Source organism: Novosphingobium sp. PY1, from assembly GCF_017312445.1.
Taxonomy (GTDB): Bacteria; Pseudomonadota; Alphaproteobacteria; order Sphingomonadales; family Sphingomonadaceae; genus Novosphingobium.
In genome coordinates, this window is record NZ_BLTI01000008.1 from 493,052 (window position 1) to 518,105 (window position 25,054).

Consider the following 25,054-nt stretch of genomic DNA (forward strand, 5'->3'; position numbering starts at 1 on the left):
GGCAAATAGCGCGGCATGAGCTGGCTAACACGCGTACGCAATTCCCTCTCGCGCACGAGCAAGCGCGACACACCCGACAACCTCTGGATCAAGTGCCGATCCTGCGGTGAGATGCTGTTCGTCAAGGACTTCGAGGACAACCTCTCGGTCTGCCCGAAGTGCGACTACCACGGTCGTATCAGCGCGCAGGAACGCATCGGGCAACTGCTCGATCCCGGATTCTCGATCCTGCCCACGCCCAAGGTCAAGGAAGATCCGCTCAAGTTCCGCGACAGCAAGAAGTATCCCGATCGCCTCAAGGCCGCCCGCGCCAACTATCCCTACGGCGATGCGCTGACCAATGCGGTTGGCCAGATCGAGGGCAAGAAGCTCGTGCTGGGCGTGCAGGACTTCGGCTTCATGGGCGGTTCGATGGGCATGGCGGTCGGCGCAGCCTTCGTCAGCGGTATCGAGCGCGCGATTCGCGAGAACTGCGGCTATGTCATCTGCACCGCGGCTGGCGGCGCACGCATGCAGGAAGGCATTCTCAGCCTGATGCAGATGCCAAAGACGACGGTTGCCCTGCGCCGCCTCAAGGCTGCCGGATTGCCCTACATCGTCGTCCTGACCGACCCCACGACCGGCGGGGTCACGGCCAGCTACGCCATGCTGGGCGACGTCCAGATCGCCGAGCCGGGCGCGCTCATCGGCTTTGCCGGCCAGCGCGTGATCCAGGACACCATTCGCGAAAAGCTGCCCGACGGCTTCCAGCGCGCGGAATACCTCCACGAACACGGCATGGTCGACATGGTCGTGCATCGCCGGGACTTGCGAGAGACGCTGGCGCGCCTGCTCGATTATCTCCGTCCGGTTGCATCTGCAGCCTGACAACGCAAAACTGCGCACAGTCCCTTCGCGGAAAAAATGTGCAAGGTTAGGATTAATCCCTTGTCACGTGCTATCGCCCCCGCGATAGCCGCGGCAAAATATGCTGATCCGAGGAACGCATGGGTAACCAAACGAGCGGCAAGGCCGCTGGCATGAACATTGACAGCGCACTGGTGCGCGAACTGGCGGAGCTTCTCTCCGACACCAACCTCAGCGAGATCGAGGTAGAGGACGGCGAACGTCGCATCCGCGTCGCCCGCACGCTGATGGCAGCGCCGATGGTCCAGGCCGCGGTCGCTTCGGCCCCCGCGCCTGTCGCCGCCCCGGCCGCTGCCGCACCTGCCGCGGCAGAAGCCGCCGCGCCGGTCGTCGACGGCACCGCCGTCAAGTCGCCGATGGTGGGCACCGCCTACCTCGCGCCGGAACCCGGCTCGGCCAACTTCATCTCGGTCGGCCAGAGCGTGAAGGCAGGCGATACCCTGCTGATCATCGAGGCGATGAAGGTGATGAACCCGATCACCGCACCTGCCGCGGGCACCGTCAAGGCCATCTTGGTGGACAATTCCCAGCCGGTCGAATTCGACCAGCCGCTCGTCGTCATCGGCTGATCGCATGGGCATTTCCCGCATACTGATCGCCAATCGCGGAGAAATCGCGCTGCGTATCCATCGCGCCGCGCATGAAATGGGCATCGAGACGGTCGCCGTGCACTCCACGGCCGATGCCGACGCGATGCACGTTCGCCTCGCCGACCACGCGGTATGCATCGGCCCGCCCTCGGCCCGCGATTCCTACCTCAACGTCGCCGCGATCATCGCTGCGGCAGAGATCACCCAGGCCGACGCGATCCACCCCGGCTACGGCTTCCTTTCGGAGAACGCCAAGTTCGCCGAGATCGTCGAAGCCCATGGCATCACCTGGATCGGCCCCAAGCCCGAGCATATCCGCACGATGGGCGACAAGGTGGAAGCCAAGCGCACCGCCGGCGCGCTCGGCCTGCCGCTGGTCCCCGGGTCGCCGGGCGCCGTCGAAGACCTCGACGAGATCCGCGAGCTTGCAAAGGAAATCGGCTACCCGGTGCTGGTGAAGGCCGCATCGGGCGGCGGCGGTCGCGGCATGAAGATCGTGCCCAGCGAAGACCAGCTCGAAACGATGGTCAGCCAGGCCCGCTCGGAAGCCAAGGCCGCCTTCGGCGACGACACCGTCTACGTCGAGAAGTACCTGGGCAATCCGCGTCACATCGAATTCCAGATCTTCGGCGATGGCAACGGCAATGCCGTTCACCTGGGCGAGCGCGACTGCTCGCTGCAGCGCCGTCACCAGAAGGTGCTCGAGGAAGCTCCATCGCCCGTCATCACGGCAGAGGAACGCGCGCGCATGGGCGGCGTCGTCGCCAAGGCGATGGCCGACATGGGCTATCGCGGCGCCGGCACGATCGAGTTCCTGTGGGAAAACGGTGAGTTCTACTTCATCGAGATGAACACCCGCCTGCAGGTCGAGCATCCGGTGACCGAAGCGATCACCGGCGTCGACCTCGTGCGTGAACAGATCCGCATTGCCGACGGCAAGCCGCTGTCGGTCAAGCAGGACGAGATCGAGTTCAAGGGCCACGCCATCGAGTGCCGCATCAATGCCGAGGACCCGTGGACTTTCGTCCCCTCCCCCGGCCTTGTCGACACGTTCCACGCGGCCGGCGGCATGCACGTGCGTGTCGATTCCGGGCTCTATGCCGGTTACCGCATCCCGCCCTACTACGATTCGATGGTCGCCAAGCTGATCGTCTACGGCCGCACCCGCGAGGGCTGCATCATGCGTCTCAAGCGGGCGCTGGGCGAAATGGTCGTCGGCGGGGTCAAGACCTCGATCCCGCTGCACGAAGCGATCATCCAGGACCCGGAATTCCAGTCCGGCGACTACACGATCAAGTGGCTCGAACAGTGGCTGGCCGACAAGGCCGAAGCCGAAAGCGAGGCCAAATGATCTCCTATCTCGATTTCGAGAAGCCGATTGCCGCCCTCGAGGCGCGCATCCACGAGCTGCGTTCGACCGCCGACACCGGCGGCCTCGATCTGGTGAACGAGATCCAGAAGCTCGAGACCAAGAGCGAGCAGCTGCTGGCGCGCACATATGCCACGTTGACGCCGTGGCAGAAGACGCAGGTCGCCCGCCACCCGCAGCGGCCGCACCTTCGCGACTATCTCGCCCATATCTTCACCGACTTCATGCCGCTGGGCGGCGACCGTCTCTACGGTGAGGACGCGGCGATCGTGGGCGGAATGGCGCGGCTGGGCGACCGGCGCGTCATGGTCATCGGCCATGAAAAGGGGCACGACACCCAGACCCGCATCAAGCACAACTTCGGCATGGGCAAGCCGGAAGGTTACCGCAAGGCGGTGCGCCTGATGGAACTGGCCGGGCGCTTCGGCCTCCCGGTCGTGACGCTGGTCGATACCTCGGGCGCCTTCCCCGGCGTGGAAGCCGAAGAGCGCGGCCAGGCCGAGGCCATTGCCCGCGCCACCGAGGCCTGCCTGTCGCTGCCCGTGCCGATGGTCGCCACGATCGTCGGCGAAGGCGGATCGGGCGGCGCGGTCGCCCTGGCGAGCGCCGAGCGCGTGCTCATGCTCGAACATGCCGTCTATTCGGTGATCAGCCCGGAAGGCTGCGCCTCGATCCTGTGGCGCACCGGTGAGCGCGCAGCGGACGCCGCCGCCGCCATGCGCGTAACGGCGCAGGACCTGCTCCAGCTCAACGTGATCGACCGCATCGTGCCCGAACCGATGGGCGGCGCTCATCGCGATCCCGCAGCCGCCTCGCAGGCGCTGGGCAAGGCCATTGCCGAGGAGCTCGACGCACTTGCGGGCGTTCCGGCCAGGGACCTGCTCCATCGCCGCGAAGAACGCTTCCTGGCGATCGGCAACCTCTAGGAGGGGGCCCCGCCCCTCTCCCGAAGAATTCAGGCATGGCCGGAGTGCACAGCGCGCTCCGGCCATTCTGATTCCTGCTCTGCCTCAGAGTGTCTGAAGCGCGCTTCGGACCAATGAGGAAAGATCGCCGTCGTGGACGAACCCGGCTCTTTCGGCCGCAGGCGTCGCGAGAGGCGGCTGCGCTGCGAAGGCAGCCTCCAGTTCCATATCGGCGCGATAGGTCACCAGATCTGCGGGCATGCCGCACTGGCGGACGATTTCCGCGGCGAGATCGCGCATGGCGATCCGCTGCGCCGGCAGCGTGACCGCCCGCGTAGGCGGCAACAGAGCGGTATCGAGCGACAGCGCATGGATCAAGTTGTCGGCGCAGCACGCTACCGACTGCGCCCAGATCGTGCCCCCCGCGGAGACCGGACAGGTGAAAGTCTCGCCCGCCTTGAGGGCATGGAACAGGTCGCTCATGAAGGCCGACTTCATGCCGGACGGTCCCTTGGGCCGCGCAAGTATGCCCGGCAGGCGCACGGTCACGCCGTCGATCATGCCGCGATTGGACATCATCGCGACCGCGCCCTCCATCATCGCCTTGTGCCCGCCGTAGATCAGCTTCGGCGAGAGCGGCGTCTCGTCGTCGACCTGCTCCGGCAGCGGATCGCCGAAGACGGCGATGGAACTGGCATAGACGACGCGCAAGCCCGGACGCAGCGCATTCGCCTCCAGCAGCAGGTCGTACATGGCATCGACATTGATCCGGCGCGAAGCTGCGGGATCGGCCTCAGCCGCGCCGCCCGGAACGGTCGCGAGATGGACAAGCGCATCGCAGCCGCCAGCCAGCGCATCGCCGCGCACGGCCCTGTCTCCGAGATCGCCCGCCACGGCACGGGCACCTTGGGGAATGCCGCCCGCATGCGCATCCAATGCAACGACAGTGTCGCCGCGCTCCAGCAGCCGCGAAACAAGTTGCCGACCGACGAAGCCGCCGCCCCCCGTCACCAGGACCTTCACGCTGCGCCTCCCGCTCCCCCAGACCTGCTGCCGCGCAAGCCTCTTGCACAAGACACGCCTTTGTCCGCGCCTTGCCCCGAAAACCGTGCTGCGGCCGGGACCAATAACCGTCCAAAGCTCGCGCGCATATTTGTCCTCCCCGCTGCCGCCACCCGGGTCCGAGAGTTAGCCGTACGCGGCTCAGACGTCGCATTGAATATGTGGATGCCAAACCATCGATGCATTGAATGCAGGCAGGCCGAAGACCGCGTAACCGGATTTCGCCCGCCACCTTTGTCCCCGCTACGCGCCGCGCGATTGCGCCGCCGCGTGAGGGTATCGTTCCGGTCTGGAAATGCAATTGCCGCAGCCGCCGGCGAAGTGGTGAGCCCGACAGGATTCGAACCTGTGACCCGCTGATTAAAAGTCAGCTGCTCTACCTACTGAGCTACGGGCCCACGATGCCGTTTCGCGGCTGCGGAAGGGTCAACTAGGGACAGGGCGAGGCTTGGTCAAGCGCGCATGCAACTGATTCACCGACAAGCCGGTCAAGGGATCGCGCCAGCCACCCGCAATAGTGCACGCGGGGCCCAGTACGAACTGCCGCTGACGATAGGCCGGGTGCGGGATCACGAGCCTGTCACTGGTCCATGGGCCGCCATCCCACAGGACGATATCGAGATCGAGCACCCGCGCGCCCCAGGGCCGTCCGCCCGACTTGCGGCCGAACTTGCGTTCCAGCTTGGCCAACTTGTGGAGCACTTCGTCCGGATCGCGATGCGTACCGACGATGGCGACGCCATTGGCATAGCGCCTGCGCGAGGGGCCCAGCGGGGCAGAGTCAATCAGCGGCGAGACGGCTTCGACCTCGAACTTGCCCTTGTCGAGCGCGGCAAGCGCAGCCCTGAGTACCTTGTGCGGATCGCCATACTTGCGATGCCGCATATTCGATCCCAGTGCGATGAGATAGCGGTGCCTTGCCAAGTCGGTCAGACGTCCTGCGCGATGCGGGTATAGAGCTGCGGACGGCGATCCCGGAAAAAACCCATGCCGGCACGGTGCTTCGCCGCACGCGCAAGGTCCAGCTTCGCAACCAGCACGCCGGTTTCCTGCTTGCCGAATTCGGCGACGAAATCGCCCCACTCGTCGGTAATGAAGGAGTGGCCGTAGAATGTCTGCTCGCTGCCCGCCTCGGCCTCGATCCCGATGCGGTTGGCCGCGATCACCGGCATGCAGTTGGAAACCGAATGGCCAAGCATGGCGCGGCGCCACATACGGCTGGTATCGAGCGCGGCGTCATAGGGTTCGGAACCGATGGCAGTGGGATAGAACAGCAGTTCGGCCCCCATCAGCGCCATCACGCGGGCGCATTCCGGGTACCACTGGTCCCAGCACACACCGACGCCGATGCGCGTGCCGAACAGGTCCCATACCTTGAACCCGTCGTTGCCCGGACGGAAGTAATACTTCTCCTCGTAGCCGGGGCCGTCGGGAATGTGGCTCTTGCGATAGGTCCCCATGATCTCGCCGTCGGCATCGATCATGGCCAGCGTATTGTAATAGTGGTGCCCGTCGCGCTCGAAGAAGCTGGTCGGGATCGCCACCTTGAGCTTCCTGGCCAGCGCCTTCATCGCGATGACGGAGGGATGCTCGGCCGTGGGGCGGGCCAGCGCGAAGAGCTCCTCTTCCTCCACCTTGCAGAAATACGGCCCCGAAAACAGTTCGGGCGGCAGTATGATCCGGGCGCCCTTGCCCGCCGCCTCTTCGACGAGAGCGGAAACGGCGGCGATGTTTTCCGCCTCGTCGGCGGAGCCAAGGGCTAATTGCAGTGCTGCGACAGTGATTTCGGCCATGGGCCGGCCCTTTATCAGGGCCGCTTGCGGAACAGAAGCGTCATCCGGTCACTTTCGCCGATCGCTGCGTATTTCGCCTTGTCCTTGTCCTTGAGCGCGTAAGTCGGCGGCAGGGTCCACACGCCCTCCTCCCAGTCCGCGGTGTCCCTGGGATTGGCGTTGACTTCAGACTTGGCGACCAGCTCGAAGCCGTTCACTTCCATGAACTTGATCACGTCCGCCTCGCGCAGGTAGCCGCGATTGCCATAACTGACCGCGTAAGGGGCGTCTGCCTTGGCCCGGTGCTGGACGATGCCAATCAGGCCATCGTCCTTGAGCAGCGCGCGCATGGCCTTGATCTCGCTGTCGGCGATGTTCCAGCGCAGCATGTTGTGCATCATGCGCACGACGAGGATCCGGTCGAAGGTTCCCTTCTGGTCGTCCGGCACGGTTTCGAGCGTCATGCCCGAGAAGCTTTGGGCCGGAAGCCCCGTCCATCCCGCGACCTGATCGGCGAAACCGGCAGCCGAGGCATTGATCTTGTCGGCGTCGAACGGCCCCTGCTTCGGGTTGAAGAACAGGCCGGTGAGATGCCCTTCCTTGGCCAGATAGGGCGCAAGGACCCGCGAGTACCAGCCGCCGCCCGGCGCATATTCGCCGACCTTCATATCCGGGCGAACGCGGAAGAAAGACAGGGTTTCCGCCGGATGGCGAGCGGCGTCACGATTGCGGTCATCCTTGCGCGCGGGATGTGCGAGAGCGAGTTCGACCAGCGCTTCGCAGCCCTTGCAGAATTCCGCTTCGGTGCGCGCATCGGCCCCGGCTTCCACTGTGGCGGCGGAAAGCGGAGCGGCCAGCAGACCCAGGAACGACGAAACGGCTACCAAAGTTCGACGCATCACGATTCTCCCAGCGCGGACGAAGTGGCGGAAAAGTAAACCAGATCGGGACAAAGGCAACCCGGATAGACGACCGGGAATAGCGCCTCCCGATGACAAGAGCGGGTCAGCTACCTATGTTCGTGGGCTTGAATGCCCCCCGAACGACAAGGACAGGACAAACCATGGAAACGGCAATCGTGGCAGGCGGATGCTTCTGGTGCACGGAAGCGGTGTTCCGCGACGTGGTCGGCGTGAGCGAGGTCGAGAGCGGCTATATCGGCGGCTCGGTGGAGAACCCCAGCTACAAGCAGGTCTGCTCCGGTACGACCGGCCATGCCGAGGCGATCAAGGTCACCTACGATCCCGAAACGATCTCCTATGCCGAAATTCTCGACGTGTTCCTCGGCACGCACGATCCGACGCAGCTCAACCGGCAGGGCAACGATGTCGGCACCCAGTACCGCTCGGCGATCTTCCCGCTGGACGATGCCCAAAGGTCCGAAGCCGAAGCCGCCATCGCGCGCTCCAACGAGGATCACGGCGGCAAGGTCGTGACCACCATCGAGGGCCCGGCCACATGGTATCCCGCCGAGGACTATCACCAAGAATACTGGGAAGGCGAAGGCCAGCGCAATCCTTACTGCCTGGCAGTGATCCCGCCCAAGCTGATGAAGCTGCGCAAGAGCTTCCAGGCCAAGGTGAAGGCCTGACCCTTCCGGTAGGCAGGGCTGCGGTTCACATTGATCCGCAGCGCTGCCTTGCGGGCCATGTCATGACTTGCGCCAACGCGCCACGAAGAAGCCGTCCAGCCCGCCTGCCTCGGCCAGCATCGCCGGGTCTGTGCGCAACCAGCCTTCGGGCATTGGCGAGAGGCCCACAGGCAATTCGTCCTGCAAGATGGGCTCAGGCGTCAGCGATACTTGCGCGGCCTGGGCCTCGCCTTCCGCCGCTTCCAGCGAGCACACGGCATAGACCAGCGTTCCGCCCGGCTTGAGCCATTCGGCCGCGCGTGCCAGCAGGCCGGACTGCAGTTCGGTCATTTCCGCGATCTGCCTTGGCCCGATCCGGTGCAGGACATCGGGATGGCGGCGGCTGGTGCCCGTCGCGGTGCACGGCGCGTCCAGCAGGATTGCGTCGAAGGGCGCTTCCGGCTCCCACTTGAAAGCATCGGACTGGACCACGTGAGCGGAAAGCTGCGTACGTTCGAGGTTGTCCTTCAGCCGTTCGAGACGGCGCTTGGAGATATCGAGCGCGGTGACGTCCCATCCGGCCGCGGCCAGTTGCAGCGTCTTGCCGCCGGGCGCGGCGCACAGGTCCAGCACGCGCCGCCCCTCGCCCTGCCCCAGCAGCCGCGCGGGCAGGCTGGCGGCGAGATCCTGCACCCACCACGCACCTTCGCGAAAACCCTCGAGCGTTTCGATCGCCGCGCCGCGCGGCAGGCGGAGGTGGCCGGGCATCAGCGTTGTGCCGCCCAGTCTTTCCGCCCACTCCTGCGTCTTGTCCGGTTCGCGCAAGGCAAGGTCGAGCGGCGGGGGCTCGGCCAGGCCCTGGGCAATTTCTCCGGCCCGTTCACCCCAGCGGGCGAGCACGGCATCGGGCAGCGTCGGCACGTCCGGCAGCGAAACCTCTCGCTTCACCAGCGTGGAGAAAACGCCATGCGCCAGCCGCCTCGGCCCGCCGGTCAGCAAGGGCAGCCCGGTCGCGATCACCGCATGCGGCGGCGTTTCCAGCCGCAGGACCTGTGCCAGCATGAGTTCGAGGACAGCGCGCGGCTTTGCATCGTCGGGCAGGCGCTGGCGCGTGGCGCTGTCGATCAGCTCATCGAGGTCGGCCTTCCAGCGCAGCACCTCGCCGGCAATCGCGCGGGTCAGCGCCCGGTCGGCATCGCCGCGCACGCGCGACAGCGCAGCGCCGGCGGCCTGGTCGAGAGTTTCGCCGCGCCGCAGAACGGCATCGATGAGGTTGAGCGCGGCACGGCGCGCCGGAAGGCCGGGAATGTCCATCCGCCTGCCCCTATAGCGGATTGCGTTTTCCCGCCAGTGGCACCACATGGGCACGATGACCGAACGCGCCACCAAACGTCCCGAAGGCTTCAAGAAGCCCGCGCACTGGACCAACGATCCCGCGCCGCAGCCCACAGACGCCAAGGCAGATCAGGACTCGCCCGATCCCGACGGCGAGCTTTCTCCCACGCGCTATGGCGACTGGGTGCACAAGGGCATCGCTGTCGACTTCTGAGCCCTTGCCGCCGACCACAGCGGGAAGAAGCAGGAAACCGGCACGCCCGGCTCCATCCCGGCCTTTCCGGGATCAGGGCCGAATTTCTATGGGCGTCCCATCCGGCACGGTCTGCCAGAGGTATTCGATCTCATCGTTGGAAACCGCAATGCAGCCATCGGTCCAGTCGCCCGGCACCCGGCCCTGCGAAAGGCCATTGGGCTGGCCGTGGATCATGATCATGCCGCCCGCCGACCGGCCGCGTGCCGCCGCAAAGGCGCGATCTTCCTCACTCGGATAGGAAATGTGCAGCGAGAGGTAATAGGCGCTCTCGGGATTGGCCCAGTCGATCTCGTAGAGCCCTTCGGGCGTACGCCGGTCGCCCTCGAAGCGCTTGGGGCCGACCGGATTGCCCATCTGGATGCGCTCTATCACGCGTACCAGCCGGCCCTGGGAAAAGAGCCGGATCGTCCTTTCGGACTTGTCGACGCGAACGAAGTCGATTTCCGGCAGCGCCGCTTCGTCCTGCGCCGAGGCTGCGGCGGCAAGCAGCAGGAGCAGCGGAGCGAACCGTAGCACGCTCCGCCGCATCGCGATCAATCCTCGAAGGGATCGCGCACGAGGATCGTGTCCTCGCGCTCGGGGCTGGTCGAAACCAGCGCCACCGGAGTTTCGATCAGTTCCTGCACGCGCTGGATGTACTTGATCGCCTGCGCGGGCAGATCGGCCCAGGAACGGGCGCCGGCGGTGGTGCCCTGCCAGCCGTCCATTTCCTCGTAGATCGGCTCGACGGCGGCCTGGTCGGCAGCGTGGCTCGGGAAGTAGTCGAGCACCTTGCCGTTGAGGCGGTAGCCGGTGCAGATCTTCACCTTCTCGAAGCCGTCCAGCACATCGAGCTTGGTCAGGGCAATGCCGGTGACGCCCGAAATCGCGCAGGACTGGCGGGTGAGAACCGCGTCGAACCAGCCGCAGCGGCGCTTGCGCCCGGTGACGGTGCCGAATTCGTGTCCGCGTTCGCCGAGGCGCTGACCGGTATCATCGTCCAGTTCAGTCGGGAACGGACCCGAGCCGACGCGGGTGGTGTAGGCCTTGACGATGCCCAGCACGAAGCCGGTTGCCGAGGGGCCGAGGCCCGAACCGCTTGCCGCCGTACCCGAAACCGTGTTCGAGCTGGTGACGAAGGGATAGGTACCGTGGTCGACGTCGAGCAGTACGCCCTGCGCACCTTCGAAGAGGATGCGGGCGCCGGCCTTGCGAACCTTGTTGAGACGCTTCCACACCGGCTGCGCGAACTGCAGCACGAAAGGCGCGATCTCGCGAAGTTCGTTGAGCAGCGCCTCGCGGTCGACCGGGTCCTGCCCGAAACCGGCGCGCAGTGCGTCGTGATGGGCGCAAAGACGGTCAAGCTGCGGATCGAGCGAATCGAGGTGTGCCAGGTCGCACACGCGGATCGCGCGGCGGCCGACCTTGTCTTCATAGGCCGGTCCGATGCCGCGACCGGTGGTACCGATCTTGCCGGCGCCCGCCGCGTTCTCGCGCAGACCGTCGAGGTCGCGGTGGAGCGGCAGGATCAGCGGGCAGTTGTCCGCGATCGCGAAGTTCTCGGGATTGATCTCGACGCCTTGGCCACGCAGCTTCTCGACTTCGGCCTTGAGGTGCCAGGGGTCGAGAACCACGCCATTGCCGACGATCGACAGCGTGCCGGTGACGATGCCAGAAGGCAGCAGCGAAAGCTTATAGACCTGCTCGCCCACGACGAGCGTATGGCCCGCATTGTGGCCGCCCTGGAAACGAACCACGGCATCCGCCCGGCTCGCCAGCCAATCGACGATCTTGCCTTTGCCCTCATCGCCCCACTGGGCGCCAATCACGGTTACGTTGGCCAACGCCTGCACGCTTTCATTACTGTTTGAAGTCCGCCGCGCGCCCTAGGCCCTGTGGCCTCCAAGGGCAAGGTGCAGGTGACAATTTGTGCCAAGGCGATTGCGGCACACCGCGCTCCAAGCCTTGCAATCTTGCAGCACTTCCGGGTTCGCGCGAAAGATCTTGCGCTGCTCCCCCTGCCGGGAAAGCCATGTGAAACGCCGATCTTGGCTCAAGGTCCGAGCCTGCAAGAACATCGTGCAAGGTTTCCCCGGAGGCACGGTTCACAGCTGGATAGCACGCACAGCAGCGTTCCTGCGCTGTGCGTCGGCGGCAAGTTTTTCAGGGCACAACCTCGGGCCACTCTGGCCTGTCGGTTGCGGCGGACCGATTCGCCCCCGAGATGACGTCAGAGAGGAACGGCCTCGCCGTTTTCCAGCCGGTGCGAACAGCCCAGCGCGATGGGGTCGTCGTTCTCACCAAGCGCGGCCACCGTCGTCCAGCCGACCGCGCGCTGCTGCTCGGCCACGCGGGCATCGTGCCCGAGCGGGAGGAAGAGCTTCTTCGTATCCTGCGGTTCGCTCGCGAGAACTTCGATCAGCGGATCTGGATAGAGCGAGAATCCGGCCGCCGGTTCGCCATCTTGTCCACCGAGCTGGCCGAGAATGCGGTAGGTACCGCCCCGTCCCAGACTGCCCGATACGCCTTCTGCGTAGATCGTGAAGCCAAACCAGGACTGGTATTCGAAGCCATGACGTTCGGACGGATCGAGCGTCAGGCGTGCCTTGCCATCCACCCGTGCGGCGATTTCGCGCAGGCCTGCAATGCGCCCGGCAAGAACGCCCGCGTTGTCAAAAGCAGCAAGCCGCTCGATCGCGGTTTCGAACGGACCGACGGCATAGAGCAACGGCAGGTACGCCTCACCCCCGGCATCGACCAGCCCGCCAGCATCCTTGGCATCGAGCATCTGGCGCACCGCTTCTATCTGGCTGGCCGCCAACGGCAGCGCTTCGGCCGAAAGGGCATCGACGACATCGGGCAGCGTGAAGTCGACCGAAATGCCGCTGGCACCGGCAGCGCGCAGCGCCTCGATGGCGATCTCGACGATCTCGGCGGCAGCGGCAACGGAATCGCTGCCGATCAGCTCGGCGCCGAGCTGCAGCCGTTCGCGCGCCGGGTCGAGCCCGTCGCCCTTGATGGTGACGACCTGCCCGGCATAGCACAGGCGCAGCGGACGCGCCGCCGCGGCAAGGCCGGTAGCGGCAATGCGACCGACCTGCATGGTGATGTCCGAACGCAGCGCCAGCGTGCGCAACGACACCGGATCGACGAAACGGAACATGCGGCGCACCTGGACGCCGGCCATGCGGCTGGCCATCGACTTCTCGAATTCGATGGTCGGCGTTTCCACCCGCTCATAGCCATGGCTCGCCATGGCATCCAGCGCGGTGCGACGCACACGCTGCGAAACGGCCGCCTGCTGCGGCAACCTGTCACCAAGCCCCTCGGGCAGAAGATCACGATCGGTATCCTGCATGATGGGTGGGCCCTTAACGGCAAGGGAGCGGATTGTCGAATGCGTTTGGACTGCAAGGTGCAAGGCCGCATTCACAGAAGGCTTTCGCTCCCTTCTCTGCCCGCCAAAAAGAAAGGGGCCAGTGCAACGCACCGGCCCCTTTGCATTGGGAGCTGTTACGTTCCGATCAGAACGAGAGCGCCTTGACCATGCGCACGCCCGTCACTTCGCAGGCCTGCTTGAGCACGCCTTCCGGCACAGCGCTGTCGACCGAGAGCAGAAGCACGGCCTCGCCGCCGGCTTCACGGCGACCGAGGTTGAAAGTGCCGATGTTGATCTCGTTTTCACCCAGCAGCGAACCGATGCGGCCGATGAAGCCCGGTGCGTCCTGATTGACGATGTACATCATGTGCCCGGCCAGTTCGGCTTCGACCTTGATCCCGAACAGTTCGACCAGGCGCGGCTCGACGTTATTGAACAGCGTGCCGGCCACCGAACGCTCGCCCGCTTCGGTCTTCACCGAGACGCGGATCAGGGTGTGGTAGTCGCCTTCGCGCTCGGTCTTGACCTCACGCACTTCCAGACCGCGCTCCTTGGCGAGGTACGGGGCGTTGACCATGTTTACCGAGTCCGACTGGACACGCAGGAAGCCGGCGAGCACGGCGGCTGCAATCGGCTTCATGTTCAGTTCGGCTGCAGCGCCCTCGGTGTGGATCGAGATCCGCGGAACCGAGTCATGCGTGAGCTGGCCAACGAGGCTGCCCAGCTGTTCGGCAAGCGCCATGTAGGGCTTGAGCTTCGGCGCTTCCTCGGCCGAGAGCGACGGCATGTTCAGCGCGTTGGTGACGCCGCCGTTGACGAGGTAGTCGGCCATCTGCTCGGCCACCTGCAGCGCCACGTTGACCTGCGCTTCGTTGGTCGAAGCACCGAGGTGCGGGGTGCAGATGAAGTTCGGGGTACCGAACAGCGGCGATTCCTTGGCCGGCTCGGTGACGAACACGTCGAGAGCCGCACCGGCGATATGGCCGGAGTCGAGCAGGTCCTTGAGCGCTTGTTCGTCGACCAGGCCGCCACGCGCACAGTTGATGATGCGCACGCCCTTCTTGGTCTTGGCGAGGTTCTCGCGGCTCAGGATGTTGCGGGTCTGGTCGGTCAGCGGCGTATGCAGCGTGATGAAGTCGGCACGGTCGAGCAGCGTGTCGAGGTCGACCTTCTCGACGCCCATTTCCACGGCGCGCTCAGGCGTGAGGAACGGGTCGAAGGCGGCTACCTTCATCTTCAGGCCCAGCGCACGGCTGGCGACGATCGAACCGATGTTGCCCGCGCCGATGAGGCCGAGGGTCTTGCCGGTGACTTCAACGCCCATGAAGCCGTTCTTCGGCCACAGGCCCGCTTGCGTCTGCGCGTTTGCTTCGGGAAGCTGGCGGGCCAGCGCGAACATCAGGGCGATGGCGTGTTCGGCCGTGGTGATCGAGTTGCCGAAGGGCGTGTTCATCACGACGACGCCCTGCGACGAAGCAGCCGGGATGTCGACGTTGTCGACGCCGATGCCGGCGCGGCCGATCACCTTGAGGTTCTTCGCCGCGGCGAGAACCTCCTTGGTAACCTTGGTCGAGGAGCGGATGGCAAGGCCATCGTAGTCGCCGATACGGGCAATGAGCTGTTCCGGCGTTTCGCCGGTGATCACGTCGACGTCGCAACCGCGGATCTCGAAGATGCGCGCGGCATTGGGGTCCATCTTGTCGGAAATGAGGACTTTGGGCTTGGTGGTCATGTCTTTCCTCGTCATTCCCGCAAGCGCGGACATTCTATCCGCCCTTGCGTCTAACCTTTAGGTAGTATGGATCCCCGCCTTCGCGGGGATGACGAATTGATTGGCTTAGCCGGCCTTGACGGTGGCGTAGGCGTAGTCGAGCCAGGGACCGAGATCCTCGATGTCCTGGGTGTCGACGGTGGCGCCGCACCAGATGCGCAGGCCAGCCGGGGCGTCGCGGTAACCGGCTACGTCGAAGGCAGCGCCTTCCTTTTCGAGGACCGCAGCGAACTTCTTGATGAAGTCGGTGTCGGCGCCTTCGACCGTCAGGCAGACCGAGGTCTTCGAACGGCTGGCCGGATCGGCAGCGAGATGACCGAGCCAGTCGCGCTCCGCGACGATCTTGTCGAGCGCAGCGGCATTGGCGTCGGAACGGGCTTTGAGACCTTCAAGACCACCCAGCGACTTGGCCCATTCGAGAGCGAAGATCGCGTCCTCGACGGCAAGCATCGAGGGGGTGTTGATCGTCTCGCCCTTGAACACGCCTTCGGTCAGCTTGCCGCCCTTGGTGAGACGGAAGACCTTCGGCAGCGGCCAGGACGGGGTGTAGCTTTCAAGGCGCTCGACGGCACGCGGGCCGAGGATCAGGACGCCGTGGCCGCCCTCGCCGCCCAGGACCTTCTGCCAGGAGAAGGTGGCGACGTCGATCTTCGACCAGTCGATGTCGTAGGCGAAAACGGCGGAAGTCGAGTCGGCGAAGGACAGGCCCTCGCGGTCGGCCGGGATCCAGTCGGCATTCGGAACGCGAACGCCCGAAGTGGTGCCGTTCCAGGTGAAGAGCACGTCGTTGCTCCAATCCACCTGCGAAAGATCCGGCAACTGGCCGTAGTCGGCGCGGATCACGGTCGGATCCAGCTTGAGCTGCTTGACGGCATCGGTGACCCAACCCTCACCGAAGCTTTCCCAAGCCAGCGTCGTCACGCCGCGCGCGCCGAGCATGGTCCACATGGCCATTTCGAACGCGCCGGTGTCCGAACCGGGGACGATACCGATGCGATGCGTCTCGGGCAGCTGCAGCACTTCGCGCATCAGGTCGATGCAGTACTGAAGGCGCGACTTGCCGATCTTGGCGCGGTGCGAGCGGCCAAGCGATTCGACGCTGAGTTTTTCGGGGGAGTAGCCCGGCGGCTTGGCGCAGGGACCGGAAGAGAAGTGCGGACGCGCAGGCTTGCGCGTCGGTATCGTAATATCAGTCATAAAGACTCTCCTTGCAGAGAGCTCGCGCGGCGTTGGGACCGCGTGGCCCGGAGCCGCCTCTAGTCTCCCACCCGAAATTGTCAATCGCATTGCAGTGGATAACGCATGCCCCTGACGGTGAAGCCTGCGCTCGCTTCATCGCAAAGACCGAGACCCGATGGCCTTGGCAATATTCTGTTAACCAATCCCTGCGAGACTTTGTTCATGCGCAGACTCCTGCTCATCCTGCCGCTGCTGGCCCCGCTCGCCGCCTGCATGGACATTCCCCAGGCCACGCAAAAGTCGGCCTCGCGCCCCGCTTCCGGCACTCTCAGCCCGCGTCCGGCCTACCGCCAGTGCCTTTCCGAACTGGGCGCACAGCACGCCTCGTTCACGCCCCTGCCCGACCAGTATTTCGGCCAGGGCTGCTCCAATGTCGGCACGGTCCGGCTAGCCAGCCTGCGCAGCGATACGGCATCTCTCGAATTGTCGAATCTCGGTCCCGTCACCTGCTCGGTGGCAACCGACTTTGCCGGCTGGGCCCGATTCGGCGTCGACCGCGCGGCCGAACAGATCCTCGGCAGCCGGGTCATGCGAATCGAGACCTACGGCAGCTACAGTTGCCGCAATGTCGCGGGGACCAACCGCCGCTCCGGTCATGCAACCGCCAATGCCATCGACGTTTCCGCCTTCGTGCTCGACGACGGGCGCCGGATCAGCGTGCTGGACGACTGGGACGGCGGGACCGATGCCGAACGCCGGTTCCTGCGCGTCGTGCACAAGAGCGCGTGCAAGCGATTCGGAACCGTCCTTGGCCCGCAGTACAATGCGGCACACCGCAATCACTTCCACCTGGAAGCCGACGGGGCGAATTTCTGCCGATAGATAGGCGGCTCTGCCGCTGGCTTCACGCTTGGATGTGCAGGCAGCAACCTGCGCTCAGGCTGATCCTGGCCTGCAGGCCAGGACGCATGGTTAAATGGACAGGATCACCCCTGCCCTCACGCGTCATCCTGAACCTGTTGCAGGATCTATCTTGCCTTGGGCACTGCCGTCCGATCCGCAGACATGAATCCTGCAACGGGTTCAGGATGACGCCGAGGCCCAGTGAAACCCCGGCCAAGCAGCAGGCTCACTCCGCAGCCGTCTGCAGGGCAGTATCCATGTGATAGTCCGGCAAGGCGTCCAGCGCCTGGCGCAAGGCTTCGCCCCAGCCGGTAGAGATCGCCTGGAAATAGGGATCGTCCCATTCGATGCGGCGTTCGTGCAGCGGCGTGAAAGTGTCGCGTTCGATCACCAGCAGATCGAGTGGCATGCCGACCGACAGGTTCGCCTTGAGCGTCGAATCGAAGGATACGGTCATCAGCTTGACTGCATTCTCGAAGCTCATCTTGGGCTCGTAGCCGCGAATGAGGATCGGGCGCCCGTACTTGGTTTCGCCGATCTGGAAGAAAGGCGTGTCGAAGCTAGCCTCGATGAAATTGCCTTCCGGGTAGATCAGGAAGAGACGCGGCTCCATGCCCTTGATCTGCCCTGCGACGATCAGCGAGGCGCTGAAGGTTCCCGCTGCGCTCTGCCCGTTGTCGGCGGCGCGCACGGCGATGGTGTCCTGCAGGAGATTGCCCACAATGGTCGCCACCTGGAACATCGATTCGGCATCGAGCAGCGAGTTGTGACGATCGGAAGGCGCCTTGTTACGCTCTTCAAGCTGGCTGACGACGGCCTGCGTGGTTGCCAGATTGCCCGCCGACATCACCGCGATGATGCGCTCCCCGGGCACTTCCCAGTGGAACATCTTGCGGAAGGTGGAGATATTGTCGACGCCTGAATTGGTCCGCGTGTCGCTCATGAGCACGAGGCCACGTTCCAACATCATGCCCACGCAATAAGTCATGGAATTCTAAGCCCCTGCAACCGCTTCAGCGAACCCCGCCCGGCACAGCGCCCTGAGCGGCCGCTCAGCGACCCTGCATTTGCTGCTGCTGCCCGCCTGGCGAGGACTGCTGCTGTCCCCCTAGCATCTTCTGGCCGACCGACAAATGCACATCGAGCTGCGTTTCCCCAGCACCGATGGCGATTCCGGTGACCGGGGCGGCCTCGCTGTAGTCGCAGCCGGTAGCGACCCGGATATAGCGTTCATCGGGACAGATCGCGTTGGAGATGTCGAAACCGACCCAGCCCAGCCCCTGCACGTAGGCTTCGGCCCAGCCGTGGCCGGCCTCCTGCTCCACTTTCTCGTCCATCAACAGGTAACCGCCGACGTAGCGCATCGGGATGTCGAGGAGCCGTCCGGCGCTGATGAAGATGTGAGCGTGGTCCTGGCACACGCCCTGCCCCGCGGTCAGCGACTGTTCCGCGGTGGTGGTGACGTCGGTCGTGCCCGGAAGGTACTCGACCTGCTCTGCAATGGCGTGAGACAGGGCATGAAGGTAGTTGAGCGTATCGTGACGGTCGACCCCGATCGAGGCGACCAGCGAGCGAACCCTGTTGCCCGCGCGCGTCAGGGGCGTCGGGCGCAGGAAGCACCAGAGCGGCATGTGCCCGGTGTGCTGTCCGGTGACGCCGTTGTTGTCCATCGTGCGCACCGTCCCGCGGCAGGTCACGACGACTTCCGGCACCCCCGGTTCTATCGAGACCAGTTCGGTATGATTGTGGTGCTGGTCGTCATACTCGGCTTCGCGCTTTGCGCCGGAAAGGTCCATGTCCCACTCGATCACTTCCTGGCCGTGGGTGGACTTGGGTTTCAATCTCAGGCGCTGCAAACCGTGCGTGACACTGTCGGCGAATGCATAACGGGTCGTGTGCGTTACGGTCAGGAGCACTAGGCGAGCCTCATTCAATAAAGCGGTAGTCGGCGGCAATGGCGTCGCCGATCAGGTTGGTCTTGCCGATGAAGTCCTGAAGGAACTCATGCAGACCCATGTCGAAGATCTCCTCGATCGTCGTCTGGTGCAGTCGCGCGCCGACGTTGCGCAGCAGTTCGTGAGCGCCGGTCTCATGCCCGTACTGCTTGGCCAGCCCGGCCATGTTGCTGCGGATCTTCTCGAAGCAGAACACCAGGCTGCGCGGGAACTGCCCGTCGAGGATCATGAAGCGGGCGATGTCGCGCGGGTCCATCGAACCGGCGTTGAGCCAGGAATAGGCGCGGCTGCCCGCAACCGAGCGCAGCAGCGTATCCCACTGGGCATTGTCGAGGCTGGAGCCGACCCAGGCGACGGACGGCAGCAGGACGTAGTACTTCACGTCGAGAATGCGGGCAGTGTTGTCCGCGCGCTCGATGAAAGTGCCGATGCGCGCGAAGTTGAACACGTCGTTGCGCAGCATCGAGCCGCCCATGGCGCCGCGCACCAGGGTCGCCTGACCGCGAACGGCGGTGAGCACTTCGCCCAGGTTGCTCTCGCGCACCGGGCGCGAGAGGATCTCGCTCAAGGTCATCCAGCCGTCGTTGGTGGCTTCCCAGACCTCGTTGGTGATGCTTGTGCGCACGACCCGCGCATTGGTGCGGGCGGCTTCGACCATCCTGAGGACGCTGGCGGGGTTCTCCCTGTCGCGCAGCAGGTAGTTGAACACCTGCGGTCCGGTCATGTCCTTGTGCGCCGCCTTGTAGGCTTCGAGCTGGCCGGTGGTGGTGAGGACCGATTTCCACTCCTCGTCCTGCGAGGCCTTGTCCCCGCGGGTCAGCGCGAGGTGGAAACCGACGTCGATCAGGCGCGCGGTGTTCTCCGCCCGCTCGAGGTAGCGGGCCATCCAGAAGACGCCATAGGCAGCACGACCGAGCATTATTCGTCCAGAACCCAGCTGTCCTTGGTGCCCCCGCCCTGCGACGAGTTGACTACCAGGGAACCTTTCTTGAGCGCCACGCGGGTCAGGCCGCCCGGCGTGATGTCGATGCCGTCGGGCGACACCAGTACGAAGGGCCGCAAGTCGACGTGGCGCGGGGCGAGGCCTTCCTTCGTGAAGATCGGCACCGTCGAGAGCGAGAGCGTCGGCTGGGCAATGTAGTTTTCCGGCCGGGCGCGCAGCTTCTCCTCGAAGGCCGCCAGTTCCTTCTTCGAGGAGGTCGGGCCGATGAGCATGCCGTAGCCGCCCGAGCCATGGACTTCCTTGACGACGAGGTCCTTCAGGTTGTCGAGCACGTAGGCGAGCGAGTCCGGCTCGCTGCAACGCCACGTCGGCACATTGTCCAGGATCGGCTTCTCGCCGGTGTAGAACTCGACGATTTCGGGCATGTAGCTGTAGATCGCCTTGTCGTCGGCGATGCCCGTGCCCGGCGCATTGGCGATCGTGATGCCACCGGCGCGATAGACGTCCATGATCCCGGCAACGCCGAGAACCGAGTTCTTGTTGAAGCTGAGCGGATCGAGGAAGTCGTCGTCGACACGGCGGTAGATCACGTCCACCGCCTTGTAGCCGCAGGTGGTGCGCATCGCGACGCGGCCGTCGACGACGCGAAGGTCGCTGCCCTCCACCAGTTCCGCGCCCATCTGGTCGGCCAGGAAGGCGTGCTCGAAATAGGCCGAATTGTAGATGCCCGGAGTCAGCACCGCGACCACCGGCCGCTTGCTGCCCTTGAAGGCCGGCGGCGCGCAGGCACGCAGCGAGCGTGCAAGGCGGCGCGGATAGTCCGAGACCGGTCGCACCGGGATCCTGGTAAACAGCTCGGGGAACATCGCCATCATCGTCTCGCGGTTCTCGAGCATGTACGAGACGCCGGACGGGGTGCGGGCATTGTCCTCCAGCACCATGAATTCCTCGGGGCCGGTGCGCACGAGGTCGATGCCGACGATGTGGGTATAGACCGCGCCCGGCGGCGTGAACCCGATCATCTGCGTCAGGAACGCCTCGTTGTTGCGCAGGGCGTGGATCGGCAGGCGCCCGGATCGGATGATTTCCTGCCGGTGGTAGAGATCCTGCAGGAAGGCATTGAGCGCCCTCACCCGCTGCTCGATCCCGCGCGTCAGCTTGCGCCATTCGCGCGCGGTGATGATCCGCGGGATCATGTCGAACGGGATCAGCCGCTCTTCGGCGGCATCGTCGCCATAGACGTTGAAAGTAATTCCGATGCGGCGAAAAAATCTTTCGGCCTCGGCGTCCTGGCGTTTCAGCCAGGCCTTGTCCTGAGAGTCGTACCAGTTTCTGAAATCGGCGTAGGCAGGACGGACCGAGCCGTCCTCGTCGAGCATCTCGTCATACTTGATACTGTTAGCAGCCGACATTGTGACTCCCGTTTGTCCATGTGATGCAACATGGATGGGGAGTTGCCAAGGGTTTACGCTGCAGTTGCGAAATAAATTTTCTGCACGCGAAAGCGGCCGAAACCGGACCGATCCGCTCCCGGTCAGCTGACCGGAGCCAGTGCCTTCAGAGCAGCCCGCGCCGCGTCAGGTCCTCGCGCAGCCGGGGCGCGTCGGTAAAGTGATGGACGTTCCAGCCGAGCCTGTCCGCAGCTTCGATGTTTGCCGCATTGTCGTCGATGAAGATCATCGCGCCGGGCTCATGGCCGAAACGGCGCGAGGCGATCTCGAAGATGCGCGCATCGGGCTTGGCGATCTTCTCGTCGCCCGAAACGACGATGTCGCCGAACAGGTCGAACAGCGGCTCGCTCTCCCGGTACTCGCGCCAGAACGGACTGGCGAAATTGGTGATGGCAAAAAGCGGCACATCGCGCCCGGCCAGTTCGCGCACGATCTCGTGGCTGCCCGGAACATTGCCGGGAATGGTCTCGAGAAAGCGGGTGGCATAAGCGTCGATCAGGTGATCGTTGCCGGGAAACTGCGCCTTGCGCTCAGCGACCAGTTCGCCAAGATCGCGGCCGGCGTCGTGCAGGAAGTGCCATTCCTCGGTCACGACATGGGTCATGAACCAGTCGAGCCGATCGGCATCGTCAATCAGTTTCGCAAAGAGCCGGCGCATGTCCCACTGGACGAGCACCCGGCCCACGTCGAAAACGACGGCTTCGATTGTTCCGGACAAGACAAGACCCCCGCGAATGGCGGGGGCCTCATGTCTTTCAGAACCAATGGGCCGGTCCGCCGGTTATCCCTGCCGGGTTCGACAGGGATGGGCGAAACGAATCAGCCCTGACGCGCCTTGAAGCGGCGATTGGTCTTGTTGATGACATAAGTACGGCCGCGACGGCGGATCACGCGGTTGTCACGGTGACGGCCCTTGAGCGACTTGAGGCTATTGCGAATCTTCATCGTTTGTCTCGTCTGCGTGTGTCGGGCGGTTACCGACCGCCGGAAAATTGAAGCCGCGCCGTTAATGGTCGCTGCCTGCAAAGTCAAGCGCCGGTGGGCAATTCCTGCGGCATCCGACTGAGATTTAGGCTCCGTTCATCGCCCGGCAATGGCACGCCATCATATACCATCGCCGGGCGCGACGACACTGAACTCGAAAAAAGAGAAGACGGTAATGCACAACCACAAGCGCGCGCTTCTCGCCGCGGGCATGGCCGCCATGGCGCTATCCCCTGCCTTCGCGCCGATCCCGGCTTTCGCCCGCCCGCTGGGCTGGGGTTCCGGCTGGGACGATCCGCTGGACCGCTATCCCGACCGCCTTTCCGCGCGCGCCGCATCGCGGTCCCGCGATTCGCGCGAGGGCCGGGTAGAGGTCAGCCGCTTCGCGGCCCAAGGCGATGCCGCCGCGGCCCTGGGTCACGGCCCGGTCACCGTCGAATCGGAATCGGGCGACGGCCCCTGGTTCGATTCCGGCAAGCGGGCCACTTACGAAGCAGCAATCGAGAACGCGCTGGTCGGTGCGGGCTACGACACGCTCCATCCCGGCGCAACGCCGGGGCAGGTCGCCCGGCTGCGCATCACCCGGCAAGTGCTTGCCCCTGCCGAGCAAAAGCGCAGTCCCGTAAGCGGCACCGCCGCTATGGGCGTGAGCAATCGGGGTTCGGCCTATGGCCTTGGCATCAACATCGACCTTACCAAGCCGCGCGCCGCGCTGATTTCCACCCGGCTCGACACGCGCATCGTCGACGAGGCCAGCGGCAAGGTCCTGTGGGAAGGCTACGCCACGATCGCCACGCGCGAAGGCGACGGAGACTGGAGCGACGACCGCATCGCCAGCAAGCTGGCCACCGCTCTCTTCGACAATTTCCCCAAGGCGGACCCGGTAGCCGCCCCGGAAAACTGAGCGACTTGCATCCTCCCGGTGCAGGCGGCACACCGGCACATGCCTGAGCACCGGAGAGGTTGAAATGCGCCATACCCTGCAAGCCCTTGGCGGCGCCGCCGTCCTGGCGACGAGCCTGTTCCTGGGCGGCTGCGTCGCGCCGGTCGGACCGGTAGAAGTCACCCGGTTTCATGCCGCCGGCGCGATTCCGCTGGGCCGGGGCACGATCGCGGTCGAACCGTCCGAAGGCCAGGAGGCCGGGATGGAATTCGGTGCCTTCTCCGGCGCCGTCCTGCGCGAACTGACCCGCGTCGGCTACACCGCGCCCCTGCCCGGCGCGGCCCCCAGCCAGCAGGTCGCACAGCTGTCCGTCGAGCGCCACACCCTCGCCCCGGTCCGCAACGGCAGCCCGGTATCGGTCGGCGTGGGCGGCAGCACCGGGAGTTACGGCTCGGGACTGGGCGTCGGTCTCGGCATCGACCTGTCCGGACCGCCACCTGCGCAAGTGGAAACGCAAATGCACGTGATGATCCGCGAACGCGAAAGCGGCCGCACCATCTGGGAAGGCCGCGCGCAGTTCTCGGTCAGCAGCAAGTCTCCCCTCGCCCAGACGTCGCTGGGGGCCGCGAAAATGGCCGAAGCGCTGTTCAAGGACTTTCCGGGCCAGTCCGGGGAAACTATCCTCGTGAAATGACAGAGATCCAGATCACCTCCGCATTCGATTCCGGCAACATCGAAGTCCTTTCCATCGACGGTACCGAGGCGCGCCTTGCCATCCGGCGCGACCACGAGTCCGACTTCTACCAGTGGTTCCACTTCCGCGTCAGCGGCGCGCAGGGACGCGAAGTGACGCTGCGGATCACCGGCCTCAACGGCTCGGCCTATCCGATGGGCTGGGCAAGCTACAATGCGGCCGTCAGCGAAGATCGCCGGTTCTGGGGCCGCGCCGCCGGACAATGGGACGAGAGCCGCGACGGCGGCACCCTCACCATCACTTACCGCCCATCAGGCGATCTTGCCTGGTTCGCCTATTTCGCGCCCTATTCGATGGAGCGGCACCATGACCTGGTGGCGCGCATCGCGGCTGCGGACGGCGTCGCCTACAGCTGCCTGGGCACCACCCTGGACGGTCAGCCGGTCGACTGCCTCGAGATCGGCGATGGCCCCGTGCATGTCTGGCTCTATGCGCGCCAGCACCCGGGCGAATCGATGGCCGAATGGTGGATGGAAGGCGCGCTGGACCTGCTGGCCGACCCGGCGAGTTCGGTGGGCCGCGAACTGCGCCGTCGCTGCCGCCTGCATGTCGTGCCCAATGCAAACCCCGACGGTTCGCGCCGCGGCCACTTGCGCACCAATGCCGCGGGCGTGAACCTCAACCGCGAATGGGACGAGCCGAGCGCCGGACGTTCGCCCGAAGTGCTGGCGATCCGCAAGGCCATGGACACCAGCGGGGTCGACTTCGCCATGGACGTGCATGGCGACGAAGCGATTCCCGCCGTATTCCTGGCAGGGTTCGAGGGCATCCCCTCGCTCAAGCCCGAGCAGAAGGAAGGGTATGACCGCTACGCCGCCCTGCTGGAGCGGCGCACGCCCGATTTCCAGAGCAAGCTCGGCTACCCGGTCGCGCGGCCCGGCAAGGGCAATCTTGCGATGTCGACGAACCAGCTTGCCGAACGCTTCGGCTGCGTCGCGATGACGCTGGAAATGCCGTTCAAGGACCACAACCCGGCTGCCGACCCGAAACAGGAATGGAGCCCGGAACGCTCGATGCAACTGGGCCGCGACTGCCTTGGGGCCCTGCTGGAATGGCTGATCGAACGCGAAGGCTGAACGCCCGCTGACTTCGCCGCGCCTGCCGCCTT

General features: G+C 65.0%; 26 protein-coding genes and 1 tRNA gene. 10 read left to right on the forward strand and 17 right to left on the reverse strand.

From position 1 onward, the window contains the following. Positions 1–15: 15 nt before the first annotated feature. From accD to J3474_RS13705, 4 genes are all read left to right on the forward strand, one after another. A complete protein-coding gene (accD, locus tag J3474_RS13690; RefSeq protein WP_013833160.1) occupies positions 16–867 on the forward strand; it encodes an acetyl-CoA carboxylase, carboxyltransferase subunit beta in 852 nt (283 codons plus the stop codon). 152 nt (positions 868–1,019) lie between these two features. Then, a complete protein-coding gene (gene accB, locus J3474_RS13695) occupies positions 1,020–1,475 on the forward strand; it encodes an acetyl-CoA carboxylase biotin carboxyl carrier protein (RefSeq protein WP_376706535.1) in 456 nt (151 codons plus the stop codon). Positions 1,476–1,479: 4 nt separating this feature from the next. Further along, positions 1,480–2,847, forward strand: a complete 1,368-nt coding sequence (gene accC, locus J3474_RS13700) for an acetyl-CoA carboxylase biotin carboxylase subunit (protein WP_007011517.1) — start codon at positions 1,480–1,482, stop codon at positions 2,845–2,847. Next, the gene (locus tag J3474_RS13705; protein ID WP_207094557.1) at positions 2,844–3,791 is read left to right on the forward strand and encodes an acetyl-CoA carboxylase carboxyltransferase subunit alpha; all 948 of its coding nucleotides are present in this window, start codon (positions 2,844–2,846) and stop codon (positions 3,789–3,791) included. The genes accC and J3474_RS13705 overlap by 4 nt, the downstream gene beginning before the upstream one ends. 84 nt (positions 3,792–3,875) lie before the next feature. Here the strand turns inward: J3474_RS13705 and J3474_RS13710 are convergent, their stop codons facing one another. The 5 genes from J3474_RS13710 to J3474_RS13730 form a co-directional block, all read right to left on the reverse strand. Beyond that, positions 3,876–4,793, reverse strand: coding sequence for an NAD-dependent epimerase/dehydratase family protein (locus J3474_RS13710; protein ID WP_207094558.1), 918 nt, complete (start codon positions 4,791–4,793; stop codon positions 3,876–3,878). A gap of 361 nt (positions 4,794–5,154) precedes the next feature. Continuing rightward, positions 5,155–5,230, reverse strand: a tRNA-Lys gene (locus J3474_RS13715). A gap of 28 nt (positions 5,231–5,258) precedes the next feature. After that, complete coding sequence (gene folK / locus J3474_RS13720) at positions 5,259–5,756, reverse strand: 2-amino-4-hydroxy-6-hydroxymethyldihydropteridine diphosphokinase (protein ID WP_207094559.1); 498 nt, start codon at positions 5,754–5,756, stop codon at positions 5,259–5,261. Positions 5,757–5,761: 5 nt separating this feature from the next. Then, positions 5,762–6,625, reverse strand: coding sequence for an N-carbamoylputrescine amidase (gene aguB, locus J3474_RS13725; RefSeq protein WP_207094560.1), 864 nt, complete (start codon positions 6,623–6,625; stop codon positions 5,762–5,764). A 14-nt stretch (positions 6,626–6,639) separates the two neighbouring features. Beyond that, on the reverse strand, positions 6,640–7,503 hold the full coding sequence (locus J3474_RS13730) for a class I SAM-dependent methyltransferase (RefSeq protein ID WP_207094561.1): 864 nt from the start codon (positions 7,501–7,503) through the stop codon (positions 6,640–6,642). Between the two features lie 164 nt (positions 7,504–7,667). Between J3474_RS13730 and msrA the strand changes: the two genes are divergently transcribed. Beyond that, a complete protein-coding gene (gene msrA / locus J3474_RS13735) occupies positions 7,668–8,195 on the forward strand; it encodes a peptide-methionine (S)-S-oxide reductase MsrA (RefSeq protein WP_041558914.1) in 528 nt (175 codons plus the stop codon). A gap of 60 nt (positions 8,196–8,255) precedes the next feature. On the opposite strand, the gene J3474_RS13740 is transcribed toward msrA, so the two are convergent. Then, entirely contained in the window at positions 8,256–9,488 is a 1,233-nt protein-coding gene (locus J3474_RS13740; protein WP_207094562.1) for an RsmB/NOP family class I SAM-dependent RNA methyltransferase, read from the reverse strand. A 55-nt stretch (positions 9,489–9,543) separates the two neighbouring features. Between J3474_RS13740 and J3474_RS13745 the strand changes: the two genes are divergently transcribed. Beyond that, on the forward strand, positions 9,544–9,723 hold the full coding sequence (locus tag J3474_RS13745) for a DUF1674 domain-containing protein (RefSeq protein ID WP_138921264.1): 180 nt from the start codon (positions 9,544–9,546) through the stop codon (positions 9,721–9,723). A gap of 72 nt (positions 9,724–9,795) precedes the next feature. Here J3474_RS13745 and J3474_RS13750 read toward each other — a convergent pair whose 3' ends face one another. The 5 genes from J3474_RS13750 to J3474_RS13770 form a co-directional block, all read right to left on the reverse strand. Further along, on the reverse strand, positions 9,796–10,293 hold the full coding sequence (locus tag J3474_RS13750) for a murein L,D-transpeptidase family protein (RefSeq protein ID WP_207094563.1): 498 nt from the start codon (positions 10,291–10,293) through the stop codon (positions 9,796–9,798). Positions 10,294–10,298: 5 nt separating this feature from the next. Next, positions 10,299–11,588, reverse strand: a complete 1,290-nt coding sequence (locus J3474_RS13755) for an adenylosuccinate synthase (protein WP_041558913.1) — start codon at positions 11,586–11,588, stop codon at positions 10,299–10,301. Positions 11,589–11,974: 386 nt separating this feature from the next. Next, complete coding sequence (locus J3474_RS13760) at positions 11,975–13,102, reverse strand: ATP phosphoribosyltransferase regulatory subunit (protein WP_207094564.1); 1,128 nt, start codon at positions 13,100–13,102, stop codon at positions 11,975–11,977. Positions 13,103–13,268: 166 nt separating this feature from the next. Further along, a complete protein-coding gene (gene serA, locus J3474_RS13765) occupies positions 13,269–14,855 on the reverse strand; it encodes a phosphoglycerate dehydrogenase (protein ID WP_013833147.1) in 1,587 nt (528 codons plus the stop codon). Between the two features lie 105 nt (positions 14,856–14,960). After that, the gene (locus J3474_RS13770; protein ID WP_007011530.1) at positions 14,961–16,091 is read right to left on the reverse strand and encodes a phosphoserine transaminase; all 1,131 of its coding nucleotides are present in this window, start codon (positions 16,089–16,091) and stop codon (positions 14,961–14,963) included. 204 nt (positions 16,092–16,295) lie between these two features. On the opposite strand from J3474_RS13770, the gene J3474_RS13775 reads away from it, so the two are divergent. After that, a complete protein-coding gene (locus J3474_RS13775; protein ID WP_207094565.1) occupies positions 16,296–16,955 on the forward strand; it encodes an extensin family protein in 660 nt (219 codons plus the stop codon). 247 nt (positions 16,956–17,202) lie between these two features. Here the strand turns inward: J3474_RS13775 and J3474_RS13780 are convergent, their stop codons facing one another. The 6 genes from J3474_RS13780 to ykgO all read right to left on the reverse strand — a co-directional run bounded on the left by J3474_RS13780 (position 17,203) and on the right by ykgO (position 22,270). Next, positions 17,203–17,964 (reverse strand): proteasome-type protease, encoded by a 762-nt coding sequence (locus J3474_RS13780; RefSeq protein ID WP_013833145.1) that lies wholly within the window; start codon positions 17,962–17,964, stop codon positions 17,203–17,205. A gap of 64 nt (positions 17,965–18,028) precedes the next feature. Further along, the gene (locus tag J3474_RS13785) at positions 18,029–18,892 is read right to left on the reverse strand and encodes a transglutaminase family protein (protein ID WP_007011533.1); all 864 of its coding nucleotides are present in this window, start codon (positions 18,890–18,892) and stop codon (positions 18,029–18,031) included. Between the two features lie 10 nt (positions 18,893–18,902). Further along, positions 18,903–19,850, reverse strand: a complete 948-nt coding sequence (locus J3474_RS13790; RefSeq protein WP_007011534.1) for an alpha-E domain-containing protein — start codon at positions 19,848–19,850, stop codon at positions 18,903–18,905. Further along, positions 19,850–21,286, reverse strand: coding sequence for a circularly permuted type 2 ATP-grasp protein (locus J3474_RS13795; protein WP_013833144.1), 1,437 nt, complete (start codon positions 21,284–21,286; stop codon positions 19,850–19,852). Before J3474_RS13795 ends, J3474_RS13790 begins: the two co-directional genes overlap by 1 nt. A 145-nt stretch (positions 21,287–21,431) precedes the next feature. Further along, complete coding sequence (locus J3474_RS13800) at positions 21,432–22,043, reverse strand: HAD family phosphatase (protein ID WP_207094566.1); 612 nt, start codon at positions 22,041–22,043, stop codon at positions 21,432–21,434. A gap of 101 nt (positions 22,044–22,144) precedes the next feature. Next, entirely contained in the window at positions 22,145–22,270 is a 126-nt protein-coding gene (gene ykgO, locus J3474_RS13805; RefSeq protein ID WP_004210176.1) for a type B 50S ribosomal protein L36, read from the reverse strand. A gap of 214 nt (positions 22,271–22,484) precedes the next feature. On the opposite strand from ykgO, the gene J3474_RS13810 reads away from it, so the two are divergent. The 3 genes from J3474_RS13810 to J3474_RS13820 all read left to right on the forward strand — a co-directional run bounded on the left by J3474_RS13810 (position 22,485) and on the right by J3474_RS13820 (position 25,022). Beyond that, positions 22,485–23,213 (forward strand): DUF4136 domain-containing protein, encoded by a 729-nt coding sequence (locus J3474_RS13810; RefSeq protein ID WP_242528404.1) that lies wholly within the window; start codon positions 22,485–22,487, stop codon positions 23,211–23,213. A gap of 64 nt (positions 23,214–23,277) precedes the next feature. Further along, entirely contained in the window at positions 23,278–23,886 is a 609-nt protein-coding gene (locus J3474_RS13815) for a DUF4136 domain-containing protein (protein ID WP_207094567.1), read from the forward strand. Further along, on the forward strand, positions 23,883–25,022 hold the full coding sequence (locus J3474_RS13820; protein ID WP_207094568.1) for a M14-type cytosolic carboxypeptidase: 1,140 nt from the start codon (positions 23,883–23,885) through the stop codon (positions 25,020–25,022). Before J3474_RS13815 ends, J3474_RS13820 begins: the two co-directional genes overlap by 4 nt. Positions 25,023–25,054: the final 32 nt, after the last annotated feature.